The organism is Citrobacter sp. Cpo012 (assembly GCF_030333015.1).
GTDB classification, from domain to species: Bacteria; Pseudomonadota; Gammaproteobacteria; order Enterobacterales; family Enterobacteriaceae; genus Citrobacter; species Citrobacter portucalensis.
This window is the reverse complement of record NZ_JAOWGR010000032.1, coordinates 12,371-32,446: the sequence shown is the minus strand read 5'-3', so window position 1 is coordinate 32,446 and position 20,076 is coordinate 12,371. Positions and strand designations below refer to the sequence as shown.

Below are 20,076 nucleotides of genomic sequence, written 5' to 3'. Positions count from 1 at the left end.
TAAAATACTTTATCTTTTCCCTCGCATTAACCCACACCCTTCATAATGTTAAATATTTGTTGCTTTTGATCACAAATAATAAACAAACAAGTTCATTCTGTGCGCGTTTTCCAAAAATGTAGATATTTTTAATTTATGGCTACGAAACGAGCTGCGCCATATCTCCCTGACAATCTACTGAGAGGAACGATTTGATGAACGCACTGACTGCCGTAAAACCGAACGCTGAAGATCCAGCCCAGCACTACAGCGGTTTCACGCTGAAACCGTCAGCCCAATCCCCACGCCTGCTGGAGCTGACTTTTTCTGCTGAGACCACTGAGCAATTTCTGCAGGCCGTCGCGCAGTGGCCGGTTCAGGCGCTGGAATACAAATCCTTCTTGCGCTTCAAAGTGGGCAAGATCCTCGACGACCTGTGCGGCAATCAGTTACAGCCCCTGCTGCTGAAAACCCTGCTCGATCGTGCCGAAGGCGCACTGCTAATCAATGCCGTTGGCGTAGACGACGTGGCGCAGGCGGAAGAGATGGTCAAGCTGGCAACGGCGGTAGCGCACCTCATCGGACGCTCTAATTTTGATGCGATGAGCGGTCAATATTACGCACGTTTTGTGGTGAAAAACGTCGATAACTCAGACAGCTATCTGCGCCAGCCTCACCGAGTGATGGAATTACACAACGACGGAACCTACCTCGAAGAAATCACCGATTACGTACTGATGATGAAGATCGACGAGCAGAACATGACCGGCGGTAACTCGCTGCTGCTGCACCTCGACGACTGGGAGCATCTGGATCAGTACTTTACCCATCCTCTGGCACGTCGCGCCATGCGCTTTGCCGCACCGCCAAGCAAAAACGTCAGTCAGGAAGTGTTCCATCCGGTATTTGACGTTGACCAGCAGGGCCGCCCGGTAATGCGCTACATCGACCAGTTCGTCCAGCCAAAAGACTATGAAGAAGGCGTCTGGCTGAGTGACCTGTCCGATGCGCTGGAAACCAGCAAGAGCATTATTTCCGTTCCGGTTTCAGTGGGTAAATTCCTGCTGATCAACAACCTGTTCTGGCTGCACGGGCGCGATCGCTTCACTTCGCATCCGGACTTGCGCCGCGAACTGATGCGCCAGCGTGGTTATTTTGCGTACGCGACCAACCACTACCAGACCCATCAGTAAGCGCGAAGGAAAAGCGGATGTATGATTTTGTGATTATTGGCGGCGGCATTATCGGCATGTCGACCGCCATGCAACTGATTGATGTCTATCCGGACGCCAAAATCGCGCTACTGGAAAAAGAGTCCGGCCCGGCCTGCCACCAGACGGGCCACAACAGCGGCGTCATTCATGCCGGGGTCTATTACACCCCCGGCAGCCTGAAGGCACAGTTTTGCCTGGCCGGAAATCGCGCCACAAAAGCCTTTTGCGACCAAAACGGCATCCGCTACGACGTCTGCGGAAAAATGCTGGTTGCCACCTCCGCTCTGGAAATGGAGCGCATGCGCGCGCTTTGGGATCGCACCACCGCTAACGGTCTGGAGCGCGAATGGCTGAATGCGCAGGAGCTCCGCGAGCGTGAACCCAATATCACCGGACTGGGCGGCATTTTTGTCCCGTCGAGCGGGATTGTCAGCTACCGCGAAGTCACCGCCGCGATGGCGAAGATTTTCCAGGCCAAAGGCGGTGAGATTATTTACAACGCCGAGGTCAGCGCGCTGAAAGAGCATGCTGCGGGTGTAATTGTCCGTACCCGTCAGGGCCAGGAATATGAAGGCGCGACGCTGATTAGCTGTTCTGGCCTGATGGCGGACCGACTGGTAAAAATGCTCGGCGTTGAACCTGGCTTTATCATCTGTCCGTTCCGGGGCGAATATTTCCGCCTGGCGCCAGAACATAATCAGATAGTTAACCATTTGATCTACCCCATCCCCGACCCGGCGATGCCGTTTCTCGGCGTTCATCTGACCCGGATGATTGACGGCAGCGTCACCGTCGGCCCCAACGCGGTACTGGCATTTAAACGTGAAGGCTATCGTAAACGTGACTTCTCGCTCAGCGATACGCTGGAGATCCTCGGCTCTTCTGGTATTCGCCGCGTGCTGCAAAACAACCTGCGCTCAGGGCTTGGCGAAATGAAGAATTCGCTGTGCAAAAGCGGTTATCTGCGGCTGGTACAAAAGTACTGCCCGAGCCTGACGCTTAAGGATCTGCAACCGTGGCCTGCGGGCGTACGGGCACAGGCGGTGTCACCTGATGGCAAGCTTATCGACGATTTTCTGTTTGTCACCACGCCACGCTCAATTCACACCTGTAACGCCCCTTCTCCGGCAGCAACGTCGGCAATCCCTATCGGCGCACATATTGTCAGCAAAGTTCATGCGCTGCTGGAGAACCAGAGTAACCCCGGACGCACGCTGCGTGCGGCACGTAGCGTGGAGACATTACACGCCGCATTTACCCGTTAAACCGATTAAGACAGGAAGCAATCATGCAACTTAACGATCCAACCTTATTTCGCCAGCAGGCACTGATCGACGGCAACTGGCGTGACGCCAACAGCGGCGAGACCATCGCGGTGACCAATCCCGCCAACGGTCAGCAATTGGGTAGCGTACCTAAAATGGGGGCAGATGAAACCCGCGAAGCGATTAACGCCGCTAACCGCGCCCTGCCGGCCTGGCGTGCGCTGACCGCCAAAGAGCGAGCCAATATCCTGCGCCGCTGGTTCAACCTGATGATTGAGCATCAGGACGATCTCGCCCGCCTGATGACCCTGGAACAGGGTAAGCCGCTGGCGGAGGCCAAAGGCGAAATCACCTATGCCGCCTCATTTATTGAGTGGTTTGCCGAAGAGGGCAAACGCATCTATGGCGATACGATCCCTGGCCATCAGGCCGATAAGCGTCTGATCGTCATTAAGCAGCCGATCGGCGTTACCGCCGCGATTACGCCGTGGAACTTCCCCTCAGCGATGATCACCCGTAAAGCCGGTCCGGCGCTGGCAGCAGGCTGTACGATGGTGCTTAAACCCGCCAGCCAGACCCCTTACTCCGCACTGGCACTGGCAGAACTGGCTAATCGCGCCGGGATCCCGGCAGGCGTTTTCAGCGTAGTGACCGGTTCTGCAAGCGAGGTTGGTAACGAGCTGACCGGCAACCCGCTGGTGCGCAAGCTGTCATTTACCGGCTCGACCGAAATCGGCCGTCAGTTAATGCAGCAGTGCGCCAAAGACATCAAAAAGGTATCGCTGGAGCTGGGCGGCAATGCGCCGTTTATCGTCTTTGACGATGCCGATCTCGATAAAGCCGTGGAAGGTGCGCTGGCATCGAAGTTCCGTAACGCCGGGCAAACCTGCGTCTGCGCCAATCGCCTGTACGTGCAGGACGGCGTGTATGAGCGTTTTGCCGAAAAACTCCAGCAGGCAGTGAGCAAGCTGCATCTCGGCGATGGTCTGCAACCTGACGTCACCACCGGGCCGCTGATCGACGAGAAAGCGGTTGCCAAAGTGCAGGAACACATCGCCGACGCTCTGGATAAAGGCGCACGCATTATCGCGGGCGGAAAACCTCATGCGCTCGGCGGTAACTTCTTCCAGCCCACCATTCTGGTAGATGTGCCTGATAACGCGAAGGTCGCCAAAGAAGAAACCTTCGGCCCGCTGGCTCCGCTGTTTCGTTTTAAAGACGAAGCTGACGTCATCGCTCAGGCCAACGACACCGAGTTTGGTCTGGCCGCCTATTTCTACGCCCGTGATTTAAGCCGCGTTTTCCGCGTTGGCGAAGCGCTGGAGTACGGCATCGTCGGGATTAACACCGGCATTATCTCCAACGAAGTCGCCCCGTTTGGGGGGATAAAAGCCTCCGGTCTTGGCCGTGAAGGATCGAAATACGGCATCGAAGACTACTTAGAAATCAAATATATGTGCATCGGCCTTTAATAAAACAAATACTGGAGAACACCTGATGAGCACCAACAAAGAACTTATGCAACGTCGCAGCAACGCCGTTCCCCGTGGCGTAGGACAGATCCACCCTATTTTTGCCGAGCGGGCAGAAAACTGTCGGGTCTGGGACGTTGAAGGCCGGGAATTCCTCGACTTTGCTGGCGGTATTGCGGTGCTGAACACCGGTCACCTGCATCCGCAGATCGTCTCTGCGGTAGAAGCGCAGTTGAAAAAGCTGTCCCATACCTGTTTCCAGGTGCTGGCCTATGAGCCGTACCTGGAGCTGTGTGAAATCATGAATAAGAAAGTGCCGGGTGATTTCGCCAAGAAAACCCTGCTGGTGACCACCGGTTCTGAAGCGGTAGAAAACGCGGTGAAAATCGCCCGCGCCGCCACCAAGCGTACGGGGACTATCGCCTTTAGCGGCGCTTACCACGGTCGTACCCACTACACCCTGTCACTGACCGGGAAAGTCAATCCGTACTCCGCCGGAATGGGGCTGATGCCGGGCCACGTGTATCGCGCGCTTTATCCTTGCCCTCTGCACGGCATCAGTGAAGATGATGCTATCGCCAGCATTCACCGCATTTTCAAAAACGATGCCGCGCCAGAAGACGTCGCCGCCATCGTGATTGAACCCGTTCAGGGCGAAGGTGGCTTTTACGCAGCCTCTCCTTCCTTTATGCAACGGCTGCGCGCCATTTGTGACGAACACGGGATCATGCTGATTGCCGATGAAGTACAGAGCGGTGCGGGCCGTACCGGTACGCTGTTTGCCATGGAGCAGATGGGCGTTGCGCCCGATCTCACCACCTTCGCCAAATCCATCGCCGGCGGCTTCCCGCTGGCGGGCGTGACCGGACGCGCCGAAGTCATGGACGCAATCCCACCGGGCGGTCTTGGCGGTACCTATGCCGGTAACCCAATTGCCTGCGCCGCCGCGCTGGCGGTACTGAACATTTTCGAGCAGGAAAATCTGTTGCAAAAAGCCAACGAGCTGGGACAAACCCTGCGCGAAGGCCTGCTGGCTATCGCGGAAACCCATCGCGAGATTGGCGACGTACGCGGGCTGGGCGCGATGATTGCTATCGAACTGTTCGAGAACGGCGACCACACGAAACCAGACGCCAAACTGACTGCGGAAGTGGTGGCGCGTGCACGCGAGAAAGGACTGATCCTGCTCTCCTGCGGACCTTACTACAACGTGCTGCGCATTCTTGTCCCGCTGACCATTGAAGATGCTCAAATCCGCCAGGGGCTGGACATTATCGCCCAGTGTTTTGCCGAGGCAAAGCAGGGTTAAACCCCCGAGTAAAAACGGGAAATTGTAGGCCGGATAAAGCGCAAGCGCTGCCATCCGGCAATGTTGTGATGCCCGGTGGCGCTACGCTTACCGGGCCTACGGGTAAGGTGCAGGAAGCGACGTCAATAACAATAACGAGGTTTAAAGATGGGGCAAGTGTCACAATCACATGATTTAGGGGGCGGGCTGAAATCACGCCACGTCACCATGCTGTCTATTGCCGGGGTAATCGGCGCAAGTCTGTTCGTCGGTTCAAGTGTGGCGATTGCAGAAGCCGGTCCCGCAGTATTATTAGCCTATCTGTTCGCCGGATTGCTGGTGGTGATGATTATGCGCATGCTGGCCGAAATGGCCGTTGCCACCCCGGATACCGGTTCTTTTTCCACTTACGCCGATAAGGCCATTGGCCCGTGGGCGGGTTACACCATCGGCTGGTTGTACTGGTGGTTCTGGGTGTTAGTTATCCCTCTGGAAGCGAATATTGCCGCCATCATTCTGCACTCCTGGGTACCGGGCATTCCTATCTGGCTGTTTTCTCTGGTTATCACGCTGGCGTTAACTGGCAGTAACTTGCTGAGCGTTAAAAATTACGGTGAATTCGAGTTCTGGCTGGCGCTGTGCAAAGTGATTGCCATTCTGGCGTTTATTACCCTCGGTGCGGCGGCGATTAGCGGTTTCTACCCTTATGCCGAGGTTAGCGGAGTTTCACGCCTGTGGGATCAGGGCGGCTTTATGCCCAACGGTTTTGGCGCCGTGATCAGCGCGATGTTGATCACCATGTTCTCCTTTATGGGCGCAGAGATAGTTACCATCGCCGCCGCCGAATCCGATACCCCGGATAAACATATCGTTCGCGCCACCAACTCGGTTATCTGGCGTATCTCTATCTTCTATCTGTGCTCTATTTTTGTGGTGGTGGCGCTGATCCCGTGGAACATGCCGGGCCTGAAAGAAGTCGGTTCTTACCGCTCGGTGCTGGAGCTACTGCATATCCCGCACGCGAAATTGATCATGGACTGCGTCATTTTGCTGTCGGTGACCAGCTGTCTTAACTCCGCGCTGTATACGTCATCGCGTATGCTCTACTCCCTGAGCCGCCGTGGCGATGCCCCCGCCTTTATGGGTAAAACGAACCGCAGCAAAACACCTTATGTGGCGGTATTACTGTCGACAGGTGCTGCGTTCCTCACCGTCATCGTCAACTATTACGCCCCGGCCAAGGTGTTTAAATTCCTGATCGACAGCTCCGGTGCCATCGCGCTGCTGGTGTATCTGGTCATTGCCGTTTCTCAACTGCGGATGCGCAAAATCCTGCTGGCGCGAGGCGGTGAAATTAAACTGAAAATGTGGCTCTATCCGTGGCTTACCTGGCTGGTCATCGCGTTTATTATCTTTGTGCTGGTGGTCATGCTGTTTCGCCCGGCCCAACAGCTGGAAGTTATCTCTACCGGGTTGTTAGCCATAGGAATTATTTGCACCGTGCCCATTATGTCACGCTGGAAAAAACTGCTATCGTGGCAAAAAGCACCATTGCAAAATACGCATTAAACCTGTTCCCGGCGCAGGCCGGGAAATCCTTTCAGGAGTATGACCATGACCGCCATTCCCCAACCGACGGCCATTGATGGATACCGCTGGCTGAAGAACGACATCATCCGCGGTGTGTATCAGCCTGATGAAAAACTGCGTATGAGTCTGCTAACCTCCCGCTATGAGCTAGGCGTGGGACCGCTGCGCGAAGCGCTTTCGCAGTTAGTTGCCGAGCGGTTAGTGACAGTGGTTAATCAGAAAGGGTATCGTGTCGCCCCGATGTCAGAGCAGGAGTTGCTCGATATTTTCGATGCCCGCGCCAATATGGAAGCCATGCTGGTCGCGCTGGCCATTGAACGCGGCGACGACGCCTGGGAAGCTGAAATTCTGGCGCGCGCGCATATGCTCAGTAAGCTTGAAGCCATTGACGCCAGCGAACAGATGCTCGACGAGTGGGATCAGCGCCATCAGGCATTTCACTCGGCGATTGTCGCTGGCTGTGGTTCACAATATCTGCTGCAAATGCGCGAACGGCTGTTCTCTCTGGCGGCGCGCTACCGGTTTATCTGGCTACGTAAAACGGTGCTGTCGGTTGAAATGCTGGAAGACAAACACGATCAGCACAAGACGCTGACCGAAGCGATTCTGGCACGTGATGCCACGTGCGCCAGCGAATTAATGCGCCAGCACTTGCTGACGCCGATTCCGATTATTCAACAGGCTATGTCCGGTAAATTACTGACGCAATAAGCCTGAATAACATTACTGTTCCGGAATACGTAAAACCTGCCCAGGATAGATTTTATCCGGGCTTTTCAGCATTGGTTTATTCGCTTCAAATATCTGGTTATACAGGTTGGCATTACCGTAAACCTGTTTGGCAATAGCGCTCAGGGTATCCCCTGATTTCACGGTATAAAACTGGCTTTCGCTCGCGGGTGCAGAAGTTTTAACCTGATCATCTACGCTGGCGATACCAGAGATATTACCAATCGCGATCAGAATTTTTTCTTTTGCTTCCTGACTTAATCCATCACCAGAAACAGTGGCTTTGCCTTCGTTAATTTGCACGTCCACTTTATCCGCATCAGGGATGCCGGTTTTGTTCAGGTGTTCCTGCACTTTTTTTGCCAGATCGGCTGTGTCATGGTTTCCAGTGACCGCATCCCACAGTTTTTCACCTGCATCTTTTACGAAATTGAAGAGTCCCATATCCACCTCGGTAATTAACAATCAACACCCAAAAGTGTAGCAGAGGAGAAAGGGACACAAAGAAAACGGCGCCGAAGCGCCGTAGTAGAAAGGAATTAATTACGCGTCTGTATCCAGAAGGCGTGGATCAAACCTGGGATGTAGCCCAGCAGCGTCAGAACGATATTGAGGATAAATGCCCAGCCGAACCCCTTCCCCAGCAGCACGCCAAGCGGGGGCAGAATAATAGTAAAAACGATTCTCCAGAAACCCATGCACACTCCCTACAAGCAAAAATTAATCATTGTTTAAAAAGAGATTTTATCTCTAAGAGTAGCCATTCTACCCAACTCTGCCAGTATTCCGCGGCTGTTTTACCCTCCTTTACGCTCTTTACGCTGGCGTACGTTGGTTACTTATTTTAGAATACGCTTAATTTAGATAATGCTTAAATACATATGACTGAACTTGAACAACTCCAGGCCAGCGCTGAACAGGCTGCCGCCCTGCTAAAAGCGATGAGTAACCCGAAACGGTTGCTGATTTTGTGCATGCTCTGTGGTTCACCCGGTACCAGCGCGGGTGAGTTAGCCCGTGTTACCGGCCTTAGTCCTTCCGCCACATCCCAGCATCTGGCGCGTATGCGTGAAGAAGGTCTGATAGAAAGCCAGCGCGATGCCCAGCGCATCCTCTACTCCATTAAAAATGCGGCCGTGAATTCGCTGATCGCCACATTAAAAACACTGTATTGCCCATAAGGAGCCATCATGACTATTGGGACGATTTCCCCACGCGAGGCGCAGACACTGGTCGCGCAGGGTGCAAAACTGATTGATATCCGCGATGCTGACGAGTATCTGCACGAGCATATTCCTGAGGCACATCTGGCGCCATTACCCGCGCTTGAGCAGGGATCGCTGCCAGCGAATTTACGCGCCGAGCAGGTGATTTTTCACTGCCAGTCAGGTAAACGTACACAAAATGCGGCAACAAAACTGAGCGCCATCGCCGCACCCGCGCAGGTCTGGTTGCTGGAAGGTGGAATTGACGGCTGGAAAGCCGCAGGGTTGCCGGTGGCGAAAGACAGTTCACAACCGTTACCGCTGATGCGTCAGGTGCAGATAGCCGCAGGCAGCCTTGCCCTACTCGGCGTTATTCTGGGCTATAGCGTTAGCAGCGCCTTCTTCTTGCTGAGCGGTTTTGTGGGCGCCGGGCTGATACTCGCTGGCGTAACCGGCTTTTGCGGTATGGCGCGATTACTGGACATCATGCCCTGGAACCGACGTACTCATTAAGCGGTAATCATTGAAACAGCACTGTACCCGCCGGTTGACGTGATCTATGGTGAGTTCTGCGATAAATGATAAATAAAGGAGCGCAACAATATGTTTAAACCTGGCGATCTGGTTCAACCGCGTATGGGCGGTCCAAAACTGAAGGTTGTTGAAGTCAATGACGATCAAATTGTGGCGGTACAAGCCAGTAATGAAAGCGGTGATAAATTCACGCTGAAAGCAGCTGATGTCACGCGATATACCGAAGAGGGTGATTTCGGCGTTTGCTGAAAATAAGCGGTGAGGATCTCCTCACCGCCTTCGCAATTAGATCAAAAAGTCATCAAGAGATTTACCGGCAGCCAGCGCCTGGGCAATTGGCTTCGGTGTGCGACCTTGTCCGGTCCATGTTTTCGTTTCACCATTGAGATCGATAAAACGATATTTCGCCGGGCGCGGTTGGCGTTTTTTAACTGAACGTGCCGTCGCAGGTGTTATGCTCAGCAGCTCCTCCGGGCTGATCCCGTCTGCCTGCATCTGCGCCAGCAAGGCATTAATTTTTGCCTGCTGTTCTGCACGTTGGCGCTGTAGCTGTTCTTCTTCATCGCGCCGTTCTTTGGTCACTACCCTGAATTTTTCAAGCATATCTTCCAGTACATCAACGGAAAATTCACGAGCCATTGCACGCAGCGAGCGGATATTATTTAAGTTTTTTAACATTGAGCTCATATTAACAAAACCTCTTTAACGTAAAACATAAAAATGGTATTACGCTAAATATTGTATGCAACCAATTATTATATTTCCAGTCTAATTTATTCGTTTATCATTAAACAAATAGCCAACTCTGATATTTATAGCATCCATTCTGCTATCGCCCAGACAATATATTCTATTACCCTGATTGCAGCTTTGAATATACCTGCAAGGTATCTCAGCGCGTCACTTAAGAAACAAGCCACAGCATCTCGTGGAACCAACGAGTATACATATTGCACATCAGTCAACATTCAGAAAAGGAGCGCAAAAATTTCAGAAAAACAAGCAACAATAACTCTTTGATCTAAAAAGACTTTAATTAACACAGCAACGAAAACACCAAAACGAACAAAAAACAAACCATTACAGAGCATTTTATCGACAAAAAGACAATAAATAAAAATTTTCAGCTAGTTGCTAGTTATTATCCAGGCATATATCCTATTAAAACGCGAAAGCAGCAAGACAAATCACTGGCAGTTAAGGTATTCAAAACCTTTTTTCCCCTTTTTACAAGGAGCATTAACATGTTCTCTCCGCAGTCACGCTTGCGTCATGCAGTAGCAGACACGTTCGCGATGGTTGTTTATTGTTCTGTCGTGAACATGTTGATCGAAATATTCCTTTCTGGAATGAGCTTCGAACAGTCGCTGTATTCCAGATTAGTCGCTATCCCTGTCAACATACTGATCGCGTGGCCATACGGCATGTATCGTGATTTGTTCATGCGCGCGGCCCGTAAAGCCACGCAGGCAGGATGGGCAAAAAATCTGGCGGATGTGCTGGCTTATGTCACCTTCCAGTCGCCGGTGTATGTGATTATTCTACTGACGGTTGGCGCAGACTGGCATCAGATTACGGCTGCAGTAAGTTCGAACATCGTGGTGTCAATGCTGATGGGCGCTGTCTATGGCTACTTTCTTGATTATTGCCGCCGCTTGTTTAAGGTCAGCAGCTATCATCAGGCTAAAGCCTGACACGCTTCTTCGCGACTGGCACTGCCAGTCGCGTTATTAGTTAGAATTAACGTCGCCAAACAGCCCGCTCAGATAACGTTCAAGCGCAATACGCGAGCTAAAGCCGTGCGGAATACCATAATGCTCATGAGTCTCTCCGGCTAAATACAGCGGGAATTGCTGGTAATGATCGCAAGTTTTAATATCCGTTGCCGGTTCCGCCAGCGAAGAGCTACGCTCTTTCAACGTGGGATGGATAATTAATGCGGTACGCCCCATGCGAGCTTCACGATTAACATACACATAATTTTCGCCACGCCGATAGCCGTACGTTTTCTGCGTCACTACATCAACGGTAAAGCCCACTTTTTCAAGTACGCGCGCCACCTCATCAGGTCGTAAATACATATTATTTTCCTCGTTATCTTTTACTGCGGGCTTACCTTACCTGATTCAGCATTAGCAACGCTTTCAGAAAAGTCCATAAACGAGTGAACACGATGAGACGAATATCTTAAGTAACGTACAGATTTATGTCAGCGCCAACCGCAGTTGGTAGGCCGCCTGTTGCGCCATTTCCGCCGAGCTGATATTGGTAAATGACAGCAATATTCCCCCCTTTCCTTCTGACGTTATTCGCCAGCGGGTTAGCGCCTGAACCGCTAACCCGGCCTGATTCGCTTTGCGCACCAGCGCAGTATCATCTCCGTCTACACTCATCACCAGTTGAATCCCACCTTCCTGAGGAATGACGCTAAATCCTTGTTCGGTCAGGGCGTTTTCCATCCATTGTCGTCGTTCGGCATAATGCTGTCGCATACGTTTTAAGTGTCGCCAGAAGTGGCCGTCTCGCATGAAATCCGCCAGCGTTTGCTGCCATAGAACCGGGACGCTACAGGCCGTTAGCGCCGCTTGCTGGCGAAAGCGTTCAACCTGGGTCAGAGGCACCACCAGCCATGCCGTACGCAAAGCCGGAAACATCGATTTGCTGAACGTTCCGGCATAAATCACCCGCTGAGGCGCATCCAGACTTTTTAGCGGCGGCAACGGCTTACCGTGGTAACGAAATTCACTGTCATAGTCATCTTCGATTATCCACGCCTGCGCGCGAGTCGCCCACTCCAGCAACTGGTGGCGACGGTCCAAAGACAGTGCTACCCCCAGAGGGCTTTGATGTGCGGGAGTGAGCAGTACAAAACGCGCCTGCGGGTAGTCGCGGATCCCGGCGCTGACATCCAGACCATCGGCATCCACCGCTACCGGCATCAATTCAATGCGTTCTTGAGCCACCACGGGCAGGATCAGCGGAAAACCGGGATCTTCGACCCACATTCCCTCACCGGGATGCGCCAGAGCGCGCAGGATTAACGTCATTGATGCCGCATAGCCTGAAGTGATAAAAATCTGCTCTGGCTGGCATTCAATGCTGCGTGAAACGCGCAGATAATCAACAATTGCCTGGCGTAACACCCGTTCACCACATACATCGCCCACCACCAGATCAAAACGCGTTTGGGTGCGTAAACGCCGTCCCATCACCCGTGCCCAGACTTCACGCGGAAATAGATCGAGTGCGGGTAATCCCATCTGAAATAGTTGCGGTCTGGGATTTTCTCCGGCGAAGATGGCAGGCGATGCAGGCGCCCTTTCTGGTCGCAGTTGCTCACTGACAAACGTTCCTGCCTGTCCACGCCGCGCGAGCCAGCCCTGCGCCACCAGCTCTGCATAGGCATTTTCCACCGTCGAGCGTGATACTCCCAGCTCCTGGGCCCAGGTCCTGCTGGAGGGCAATCTGGTACCGGGCTTGAGTTCACCTTTCTCAATTGCGTTTTTTAACTGACGGGCGATTTGCTGATAACGTGGCATTTATGGTCTGCTTTTTTGGCAACAATATGGCTCTCTGTTGCAGTCCATTATAGTGCTACATTGCGGGTCATCCAAACGAGGAGAAATACCATGACAATGTTACGCCAGCCCTATTACGAACTCAGTCCTGAAATCTATAACGCTCTGGTTCAGGCAAGCCAAGCGCTGGAAAACTGCGCGCTGGAACCTACGTTGACGGAACTGATTTACCTGCGGGTCTCGCAAATCAATGGCTGCGCCTTTTGTCTGGAAATGCACAGTAAAGCACTGCGCAAATCCGGTGTTGCGCAGGCCAAACTGGACGCACTGGCAGGCTGGCGGGTGAGTCACCACTTCAGCGAGCAGGAACGTGCGGCGCTGGCGTGGGCCGAATCGGTCACCCAGATTGCCACTACTCACGCCGAAGATGACGTTTATCTGCCGCTGCTAGACCATTTCAGCGCGAAAGAAATTAGCGACCTGACATTTGCCATTAGTCTGATGAACTGCTTTAACCGTCTGGCGGTGGGGATGCGCATGTGATTTTGCGCTGCCGGATGGCGGCATAAATGCCTTATCCGGCCAAGGAAGTACTTTCCTGTAGGCCGGATTAGACGCGACACGTCGCCATCCGGCAACCTGCGATGGTACATACCACTTGCCCCGCCACGCTCATCACCTTGCTCATTATCAATCTAAAATTCCCATATCTTGTATGGTTGAATCTTTTTAAAACTACATCTAGTATCTTTCCTATCAGGACACACACAACCCGACGCCCTCTATCGCGCCGATCCTTTATTTTTAAATGGAAATACGAATCATGAGCATTATTATTTACACTCGCAATAACTGTGTTCAGTGCCACGCCACCAAACGGGCAATGGAAAGCCGTGGTTTTGACTTTGAGATGGTAAACGTCGATTTACAACCCGATTTGGCTGATAGCCTGCGCGATCAAGGGTTTCGCCAGCTACCGGTCGTGGTCGCGGGTGAAACCAGTTGGTCAGGGTTTCGTCCGGACATGATCAACCGTCTGCATCCGGAACACCGTGTGGCCAGCGCATGAGTCAGCTCGTCTACTTCTCCAGCAGCTCCGAAAATACGCACCGCTTTATGCAGCGTCTGGGGCTGCCAGCCATCCGCATTCCGCTTAACGAACGCGAGCGGATCCGGGTAGACGAACCTTACATATTAATCGTGCCGTCCTACGGCGGCGGCGGCACTGCTGGCGCGGTCCCAAGACAGGTGGTCCGCTTTTTAAACGATACGCACAACCGGGCGTTAATCCGTGGGGTGATCGCCTCCGGCAATCGTAATTTCGGTGACGCCTACGGTCGCGCGGGTGATGTCATCTCACAAAAATGCGGCGTGCCGTGGCTCTATCGCTTTGAGCTGATGGGCACCCAAAGCGATATCGACAACGTTCGAAAAGGAGTGAGCGAATTTTGGCAACGACAACCGCAGAACGTGTAATGCAGCCAACGCTGGATTATCACGCCCTGAACGCCATGCTGAATCTGTACGATAAAGCCGGGCGCATTCAGTTCGACAAAGACCATCAGGCGGTGGAGGCCTTCTTTGCCACCCACGTCCGCCCAAACTCGGTGGCGTTTGCCAGCCAGCAGGAGCGCCTGGAAACGTTGGTGGATGAAGGCTATTACGATGCCAGCGTGTTAGCCCGCTACGATCGCGCGTTCGTGCTGAAGCTATTCGATCACGCCCACGCCAGCGGATTCCGTTTCCAGACGTTCCTCGGCGCATGGAAGTTCTACACCAGCTATACGCTGAAAACGTTCGACGGTAAGCGCTATCTCGAAGACTTTGAGGATCGGGTCACAATGGTGGCGCTCACGCTGGCGCAGGGCGATGAAACGCTCGCGATGCAGCTGACCGATGAAATGCTCTCCGGGCGCTTTCAGCCCGCCACACCAACCTTTTTAAACTGCGGCAAACAGCAACGCGGTGAGCTGGTCTCCTGCTTCCTGTTGCGTATTGAAGACAACATGGAGTCTATTGGTCGGGCGGTCAACTCCGCACTTCAGCTCTCCAAACGCGGCGGCGGCGTGGCATTTTTGCTCTCCAACCTGCGCGAGGCAGGAGCGCCCATAAAGCGCATTGAGAACCAGTCATCTGGGGTGATCCCAGTAATGAAAATGCTGGAAGATGCGTTTTCTTATGCGAATCAACTCGGGGCACGTCAGGGTGCGGGGGCAGTGTATCTGCACGCACACCATCCGGATATTTTACGTTTTCTCGATACCAAGCGCGAAAACGCCGACGAGAAAATCCGCATCAAAACGCTCTCGCTTGGCGTGGTGATCCCGGATGTTACCTTTCAACTGGCGAAAGAAAATGCCCGAATGGCGCTGTTCTCACCGTATGACGTGGAACGGATTTACGGCAAACCTTTCGGTGATATCGCCGTGAGTGAGCGGTATGACGAACTGGTTGCCGACGAACGTGTGCGCAAAAAATTCATTAACGCCCGCGATTTCTTCCAGCGGCTGGCAGAGATCCAGTTTGAGTCTGGCTATCCTTACATCATGTTTGAAGATACGGTGAATCGCGCCAATCCGATTGCCGGTCGGATCAATATGAGCAACCTGTGCTCGGAGATTTTGCAGGTTAACAGTGCCTCCACCTACGATGAAAATCTCAATTACGCGCAGACCGGGCACGATATTTCCTGCAATCTCGGCTCGTTAAACATTGCCCATACCATGGATTCACCCGACTTTGGTCGTACCGTGGAAACGGCGATTCGTAGCTTAACCGCCGTTTCGGACATGAGCCATATCCGCAGCGTGCCCTCGATTGAGGCCGGAAACAGCGCGTCGCACGCGATTGGTCTTGGGCAGATGAATCTGCACGGGTATCTGGCGCGGGAAGGGATCGCCTACGGTTCGCCGGAAGGGCTGGATTTCACCAATCTCTATTTCTATACCATCACCTGGCATGCGCTGAATACGTCAATGAAGATCGCCCGCGAGCGCGGTCAAACCTTTGCCGGATTCAAACAGTCGCGCTACGCCAGCGGCGAGTATTTTAACCAGTATCTGCAGGGCGACTGGCAACCAAAAACCGCCAAGGTTCGCACGCTGTTTGCCGCCAGCGGCATTACGCTGCCGACGCGCGAGATGTGGTCACAGCTGCGTGAAGATGTGATGCGCTACGGCATTTATAACCAGAATTTACAGGCGGTTCCACCCACCGGTTCTATCTCTTACATCAATCATGCCACGTCAAGCATTCACCCGATCGTGTCGAAAGTGGAGATTCGCAAAGAGGGCAAAACCGGGCGCGTTTACTACCCTGCCCCGTTTATGACCAATGAGAATTTGGCCTTGTATCAGGATGCCTATGAGATCGGCCCACAAAAAATCATTGATACCTATGCTGAAGCAACGCGCCATGTCGATCAGGGGCTTTCACTGACGCTCTTTTTCCCCGATACCGCCACCACGCGCGATATCAATAAAGCGCAGATTTACGCCTGGCGTAAGGGCATCAAATCCCTGTACTACATCCGACTACGCCAGCTGGCGCTGGAAGGCACCGAAATCGAAGGCTGCGTGTCATGCGCGCTGTAAGGAGGAGAAAATGACATTATCCCGCGTGAGCGCCATCAACTGGAACAAGATTGAGGATGATAAAGATCTTGAGGTATGGAACCGTCTGACCAGTAACTTCTGGCTCCCGGAAAAGGTCCCGCTCTCCAATGACATTCCGGCCTGGCAAACGTTGAACGCCGCCGAACAGCAGTTAACAATCCGCGTTTTTACCGGGCTGAAGCTGCTCGACACCATTCAGAATGTTGCCGGAGCGCCAGCGTTAATGGCTGATTCGTTAACGCCGCATGAAGAGGCGGTGCTGTCGAATATCAGCTTTATGGAGGCGGTGCACGCCCGTTCATACAGCTCAATATTCTCTACCCTTTGCCAGACCAAAGACGTGGATGCTGCCTACGCCTGGAGTGAGGAAAATACCCCACTCCAGCGCAAAGCGCAGATCGTTTTGACACATTACGCCAGCGACGAACCGTTGAAGAAAAAAATAGCCAGCGTGTTTCTGGAATCCTTCCTCTTCTATTCTGGCTTCTGGTTGCCAATGTATTTTTCCAGCCGCGGCAAATTGACCAATACCGCCGATCTCATTCGTCTGATCATTCGTGATGAAGCGGTTCATGGGTATTACATTGGTTATAAATATCAAAAAGGTCTGGAGCATATTTCCGAATCCGCACGCGAGGAGTTAAAGAATTTTGCCTTTGACCTACTGATGGAATTGTATGATAACGAAGCGCGTTATACGGAAGAGTTGTATGCAGAAACCGGCTGGGTGGATGACGTCAAAGCCTTCCTTTGTTACAACGCCAATAAGGCATTAATGAATTTGGGATATGAGGCGCTATTTCCGCCTGAAATGGCGGAGGTTAACCCGGCAATCCTTGCCGCGCTGTCGCCCAACGCTGATGAAAACCACGATTTCTTCTCGGGTTCCGGTTCATCTTATGTGATGGGAAAAGCGGTCGAAACAGAAGATGACGACTGGAATTTCTAGCGCTCATTTTCACGGGAAATACCGTACATTTTTCGCGGAAATATTTTAACAGGATCACACTTTTGTCGTGCAAATATAATTGTGTGATCTACACTCAATATCAGCCGCATTATTCGCCTGCATTCCAGCAATTCAGGCGATTTTTCATTGCCATTTACAAAAAATATTAACCCGTTCACATTCGCGCTCAGCCCTTATATCACGGGAAGTCCCGCCACTTGGCCTTTGGCAATATTCATGCCACAACCAAATTCAGGGTTGTCTCAGATTCTCAGTATGTTAGGGTAGAAAAAGGTCACTATTTCCATCAGGTAATATATCGATATAAACAAATAACAGGAATCATTCTATTGCATGGCAATTAAATTAGAAGTTAAAAATCTCTATAAGATATTTGGAGAGCATCCCCAGAGAGCCTTCAAATATATTGAAAAAGGACTTTCAAAAGAGCAGATTCTGGATAAAACGGGGCTATCGCTTGGCGTTAAGAACGCCAGTCTGGCCATTGAAGAAGGCGAGATATTTGTCATCATGGGATTATCCGGTTCGGGTAAATCCACAATGGTACGCCTTCTCAATCGCCTGATTGAACCCACCCGCGGACAGGTATTGATTGACGGCGTAGACATCGCCCGGATATCCGATGCTGAGCTTCGCGAGGTGCGCAGAAAAAAGATTGCGATGGTGTTCCAGTCCTTTGCCCTGATGCCGCACATGACGGTTCTCGACAATACGGCATTCGGCATGGAATTAGCCGGCGTAGGTGCGGATGAACGTCGTGAAAAAGCGTTAGATGCGCTGCGCCAGGTTGGTCTGGAGAATTATGCTCACGGTTACCCGGATGAACTTTCCGGGGGGATGCGCCAGCGTGTGGGCCTCGCCCGCGCATTAGCCATTAACCCTGACATCTTATTAATGGATGAAGCCTTCTCAGCTCTCGATCCGTTAATTCGTACCGAGATGCAGGATGAGCTGGTAAAACTACAGGCGAAGCATCAACGTACCGTGGTCTTTATATCGCATGACCTCGACGAAGCCATGCGCATTGGCGACAGAATTGCCATTATGCAAAACGGTGAAGTGGTCCAGGTCGGCACGCCAGATGAAATCCTGAATAATCCGGCCAATGATTATGTACGCACCTTCTTCCGTGGCGTCGATATTAGCCAGGTCTTTAGCGCGAAAGATATTTCACGCCGTAGTCCCGAAGGTTTGATTCGTAAAAACCCCGGGGTGGGTCCACGTTCTGCGCTGCAATTATTGCAGGACAAAGATCGTGAATATGGTTACGTGATCGAACGCGGCAATAAATTCGTTGGCGTTGTCTCTATCGACTCATTAAAAACAGCGTTAAGTCAGGCGCAAGGTATTGAAGCGGCATTGATCGATGAGCCGTTAGCCGTAGATGCACAAACCCCTCTCAGCGAGTTGCTTTCTCATGTCGGTCAGGCCCCGTGCGCGGTGCCGGTTGTAGATGAGGAACAGCAGTATGTGGGCGTCATTTCAAAACGCATGCTGTTACAGGCTTTAGATCGTGAGGGGGTAAACAATGGCTGATCAAACTAATCCGTGGGACACCACACCAGCGGCCGACAGTGCCGCACAAAATGCTGATGCCTGGAGTACGCCATCAGGCGCACCCACTGACGGTGGTGGTGCGGACTGGCTGACCAGCGCACCCGCGCCGGCACCAGAGCATTTCAATATTATGGATCCGTTCCATAAAACGCTGATCCCGCTTGACAGTTGGGTCACAGAGGGGATCGACTGGGTCGTTACCCATTTCCGTCCGGTCTTCCAGGGCATTCGTGTCCCGGTGGATTACATTCTCAACGGCTTTCAACAGCTGCTGTTGGGTATGCCAGCGCCCGTGGCGATTATCCTGTTCGCGCTGATTGCCTGGCAGATTTCCGGCGTGGGGATGGGCGTTGCGACGCTGATTTCCTTGATTGCTATCGGTGCCATCGGCGCGTGGTCGCAGGCCATGATAACCCTGGCGCTGGTGTTGACCGCGCTGCTGTTCTGCGTGGTGATCGGTCTGCCGATGGGGATCTGGTTGGCGCGCAGTCCACGAGCAGCAAAAATTGTTCGCCCGCTGCTGGACGCCATGCAAACCACGCCCGCGTTTGTCTATCTGGTGCCGATTGTCATGCTGTTTGGTATTGGTAACGTCCCGGGCGTAGTGGTGACGATTATCTTCGCCCTGCCGCCAATCGTGCGTCTGACTATTCTGGGGATTAACCAGGTGCCAGCCGATCTGATTGAAGCCTCGCGCTCGTTTGGCGCCAGCCCGCGTCAGATGCTGTTTAAAGTGCAGCTCCCGCTGGCAATGCCCACCATTATGGCTGGGGTTAACCAAACGCTGATGCTGGCACTCTCAATGGTCGTCATCGCGTCGATGATTGCCGTCGGCGGACTGGGTCAGATGGTTCTGCGCGGAATCGGTCGTCTGGATATGGGGCTTGCCACCGTCGGCGGGGTTGGGATTGTGATCCTCGCTATCATTCTCGACCGCCTGACGCAGGCCGTCGGTCGCGACTCGCGTAGTCGTGGCAACCGTCGCTGGTACACCACCGGTCCCGTTGGGCTTATCACTCGCCCTTTCACGAAGTAATACACCCGTTGCCCGGTGGCGCATTGCTTACCGGGCCTACAATTCATTAACTTACACAAAATCATTCAAGTTGCATCGCGGCGGCAAACGAATGTATCCCCAGGA

The 20,076-nt window shown here is 52.8% G+C and carries 22 protein-coding genes; 17 read left to right on the top strand and 5 right to left on the bottom strand.

Annotation, left to right across the window (positions count from 1 at the left end):
* Window positions 1-194 precede the first annotated feature (194 nt).
* From glaH to csiR, 6 genes are all read left to right on the top strand, one after another.
* A complete protein-coding gene (gene glaH / locus OGX90_RS04025; RefSeq protein ID WP_003037221.1) occupies window positions 195-1,172 on the top strand; it encodes a glutarate dioxygenase GlaH in 978 nt (325 codons plus the stop codon).
* A gap of 17 nt (window positions 1,173-1,189) precedes the next feature.
* Window positions 1,190-2,458: an L-2-hydroxyglutarate dehydrogenase gene (gene lhgD, locus OGX90_RS04020; RefSeq protein ID WP_111465177.1), complete on the top strand. Its 1,269-nt coding sequence runs from the start codon at window positions 1,190-1,192 to the stop codon at window positions 2,456-2,458.
* Between the two features lie 23 nt (window positions 2,459-2,481).
* Window positions 2,482-3,930, top strand: a complete 1,449-nt coding sequence (gene gabD, locus OGX90_RS04015) for an NADP-dependent succinate-semialdehyde dehydrogenase (protein ID WP_208743809.1) — start codon at window positions 2,482-2,484, stop codon at window positions 3,928-3,930.
* A 25-nt stretch (window positions 3,931-3,955) separates the two neighbouring features.
* On the top strand, window positions 3,956-5,239 hold the full coding sequence (gene gabT / locus OGX90_RS04010) for a 4-aminobutyrate--2-oxoglutarate transaminase (RefSeq protein ID WP_008785600.1): 1,284 nt from the start codon (window positions 3,956-3,958) through the stop codon (window positions 5,237-5,239).
* A 147-nt stretch (window positions 5,240-5,386) separates the two neighbouring features.
* Window positions 5,387-6,787: a GABA permease gene (gene gabP / locus OGX90_RS04005; protein WP_048225221.1), complete on the top strand. Its 1,401-nt coding sequence runs from the start codon at window positions 5,387-5,389 to the stop codon at window positions 6,785-6,787.
* A gap of 45 nt (window positions 6,788-6,832) precedes the next feature.
* Window positions 6,833-7,519, top strand: coding sequence for a DNA-binding transcriptional regulator CsiR (gene csiR / locus OGX90_RS04000; protein WP_032944692.1), 687 nt, complete (start codon window positions 6,833-6,835; stop codon window positions 7,517-7,519).
* 12 nt (window positions 7,520-7,531) lie between these two features.
* Here the strand turns inward: csiR and lysM are convergent, their stop codons facing one another.
* Window positions 7,532-7,981: a peptidoglycan-binding protein LysM gene (gene lysM / locus OGX90_RS03995; RefSeq protein WP_003037241.1), complete on the bottom strand. Its 450-nt coding sequence runs from the start codon at window positions 7,979-7,981 to the stop codon at window positions 7,532-7,534.
* Window positions 7,982-8,076: 95 nt separating this feature from the next.
* Complete coding sequence (locus OGX90_RS03990; RefSeq protein ID WP_003037242.1) at window positions 8,077-8,235, bottom strand: YqaE/Pmp3 family membrane protein; 159 nt, start codon at window positions 8,233-8,235, stop codon at window positions 8,077-8,079.
* A 183-nt stretch (window positions 8,236-8,418) separates the two neighbouring features.
* On the opposite strand from OGX90_RS03990, the gene OGX90_RS03985 reads away from it, so the two are divergent.
* The 3 genes from OGX90_RS03985 (at window position 8,419) to OGX90_RS03975 (ending at window position 9,525) form a co-directional block, all read left to right on the top strand.
* Window positions 8,419-8,718: an ArsR/SmtB family transcription factor gene (locus OGX90_RS03985; protein ID WP_003037247.1), complete on the top strand. Its 300-nt coding sequence runs from the start codon at window positions 8,419-8,421 to the stop codon at window positions 8,716-8,718.
* Window positions 8,719-8,727: 9 nt separating this feature from the next.
* The gene (locus OGX90_RS03980) at window positions 8,728-9,255 is read left to right on the top strand and encodes a rhodanese family protein (protein ID WP_032944694.1); all 528 of its coding nucleotides are present in this window, start codon (window positions 8,728-8,730) and stop codon (window positions 9,253-9,255) included.
* A gap of 90 nt (window positions 9,256-9,345) precedes the next feature.
* Entirely contained in the window at window positions 9,346-9,525 is a 180-nt protein-coding gene (locus tag OGX90_RS03975) for a GDFGVC terminal motif YodC-like protein (protein ID WP_003825999.1), read from the top strand.
* Window positions 9,526-9,561: 36 nt separating this feature from the next.
* Here the strand turns inward: OGX90_RS03975 and stpA are convergent, their stop codons facing one another.
* On the bottom strand, window positions 9,562-9,963 hold the full coding sequence (gene stpA, locus OGX90_RS03970; protein ID WP_008785604.1) for a DNA-binding protein StpA: 402 nt from the start codon (window positions 9,961-9,963) through the stop codon (window positions 9,562-9,564).
* A 557-nt stretch (window positions 9,964-10,520) separates the two neighbouring features.
* Here stpA and alaE point away from each other — a divergent pair.
* Window positions 10,521-10,970: an L-alanine exporter AlaE gene (gene alaE / locus OGX90_RS03965; RefSeq protein ID WP_003037259.1), complete on the top strand. Its 450-nt coding sequence runs from the start codon at window positions 10,521-10,523 to the stop codon at window positions 10,968-10,970.
* A 36-nt stretch (window positions 10,971-11,006) separates the two neighbouring features.
* Here alaE and OGX90_RS03960 read toward each other — a convergent pair whose 3' ends face one another.
* Entirely contained in the window at window positions 11,007-11,357 is a 351-nt protein-coding gene (locus OGX90_RS03960) for a DUF2002 family protein (protein WP_003037262.1), read from the bottom strand.
* A gap of 123 nt (window positions 11,358-11,480) precedes the next feature.
* Window positions 11,481-12,815 carry a MocR-like pyridoxine biosynthesis transcription factor PdxR gene (gene pdxR, locus OGX90_RS03955; RefSeq protein ID WP_286623192.1) on the bottom strand — a complete coding sequence of 445 codons (1,335 nt, stop codon included), beginning with the start codon at window positions 12,813-12,815 and terminating at the stop codon, window positions 11,481-11,483.
* 90 nt (window positions 12,816-12,905) lie between these two features.
* Between pdxR and OGX90_RS03950 the strand changes: the two genes are divergently transcribed.
* From OGX90_RS03950 to proW, 7 genes are all read left to right on the top strand, one after another.
* Window positions 12,906-13,337, top strand: coding sequence for a carboxymuconolactone decarboxylase family protein (locus OGX90_RS03950; RefSeq protein ID WP_003825991.1), 432 nt, complete (start codon window positions 12,906-12,908; stop codon window positions 13,335-13,337).
* A 280-nt stretch (window positions 13,338-13,617) separates the two neighbouring features.
* Window positions 13,618-13,863 carry a glutaredoxin-like protein NrdH gene (gene nrdH / locus OGX90_RS03945; protein WP_032944700.1) on the top strand — a complete coding sequence of 82 codons (246 nt, stop codon included), beginning with the start codon at window positions 13,618-13,620 and terminating at the stop codon, window positions 13,861-13,863.
* Window positions 13,860-14,270, top strand: coding sequence for a class Ib ribonucleoside-diphosphate reductase assembly flavoprotein NrdI (nrdI, locus tag OGX90_RS03940; protein WP_267452023.1), 411 nt, complete (start codon window positions 13,860-13,862; stop codon window positions 14,268-14,270). The genes nrdH and nrdI overlap by 4 nt, the downstream gene beginning before the upstream one ends.
* The gene (gene nrdE, locus OGX90_RS03935; RefSeq protein WP_286623190.1) at window positions 14,243-16,387 is read left to right on the top strand and encodes a class 1b ribonucleoside-diphosphate reductase subunit alpha; all 2,145 of its coding nucleotides are present in this window, start codon (window positions 14,243-14,245) and stop codon (window positions 16,385-16,387) included. Before nrdI ends, nrdE begins: the two co-directional genes overlap by 28 nt.
* 10 nt (window positions 16,388-16,397) lie before the next feature.
* Window positions 16,398-17,357: a class 1b ribonucleoside-diphosphate reductase subunit beta gene (gene nrdF, locus OGX90_RS03930; RefSeq protein ID WP_286623188.1), complete on the top strand. Its 960-nt coding sequence runs from the start codon at window positions 16,398-16,400 to the stop codon at window positions 17,355-17,357.
* Window positions 17,358-17,711: 354 nt separating this feature from the next.
* Complete coding sequence (gene proV / locus OGX90_RS03925) at window positions 17,712-18,914, top strand: glycine betaine/L-proline ABC transporter ATP-binding protein ProV (protein WP_003825980.1); 1,203 nt, start codon at window positions 17,712-17,714, stop codon at window positions 18,912-18,914.
* Window positions 18,907-19,971 (top strand): glycine betaine/L-proline ABC transporter permease ProW, encoded by a 1,065-nt coding sequence (proW, locus tag OGX90_RS03920; RefSeq protein WP_032944705.1) that lies wholly within the window; start codon window positions 18,907-18,909, stop codon window positions 19,969-19,971. Before proV ends, proW begins: the two co-directional genes overlap by 8 nt.
* The last annotated feature ends 105 nt before the right edge of the window (window positions 19,972-20,076 follow it).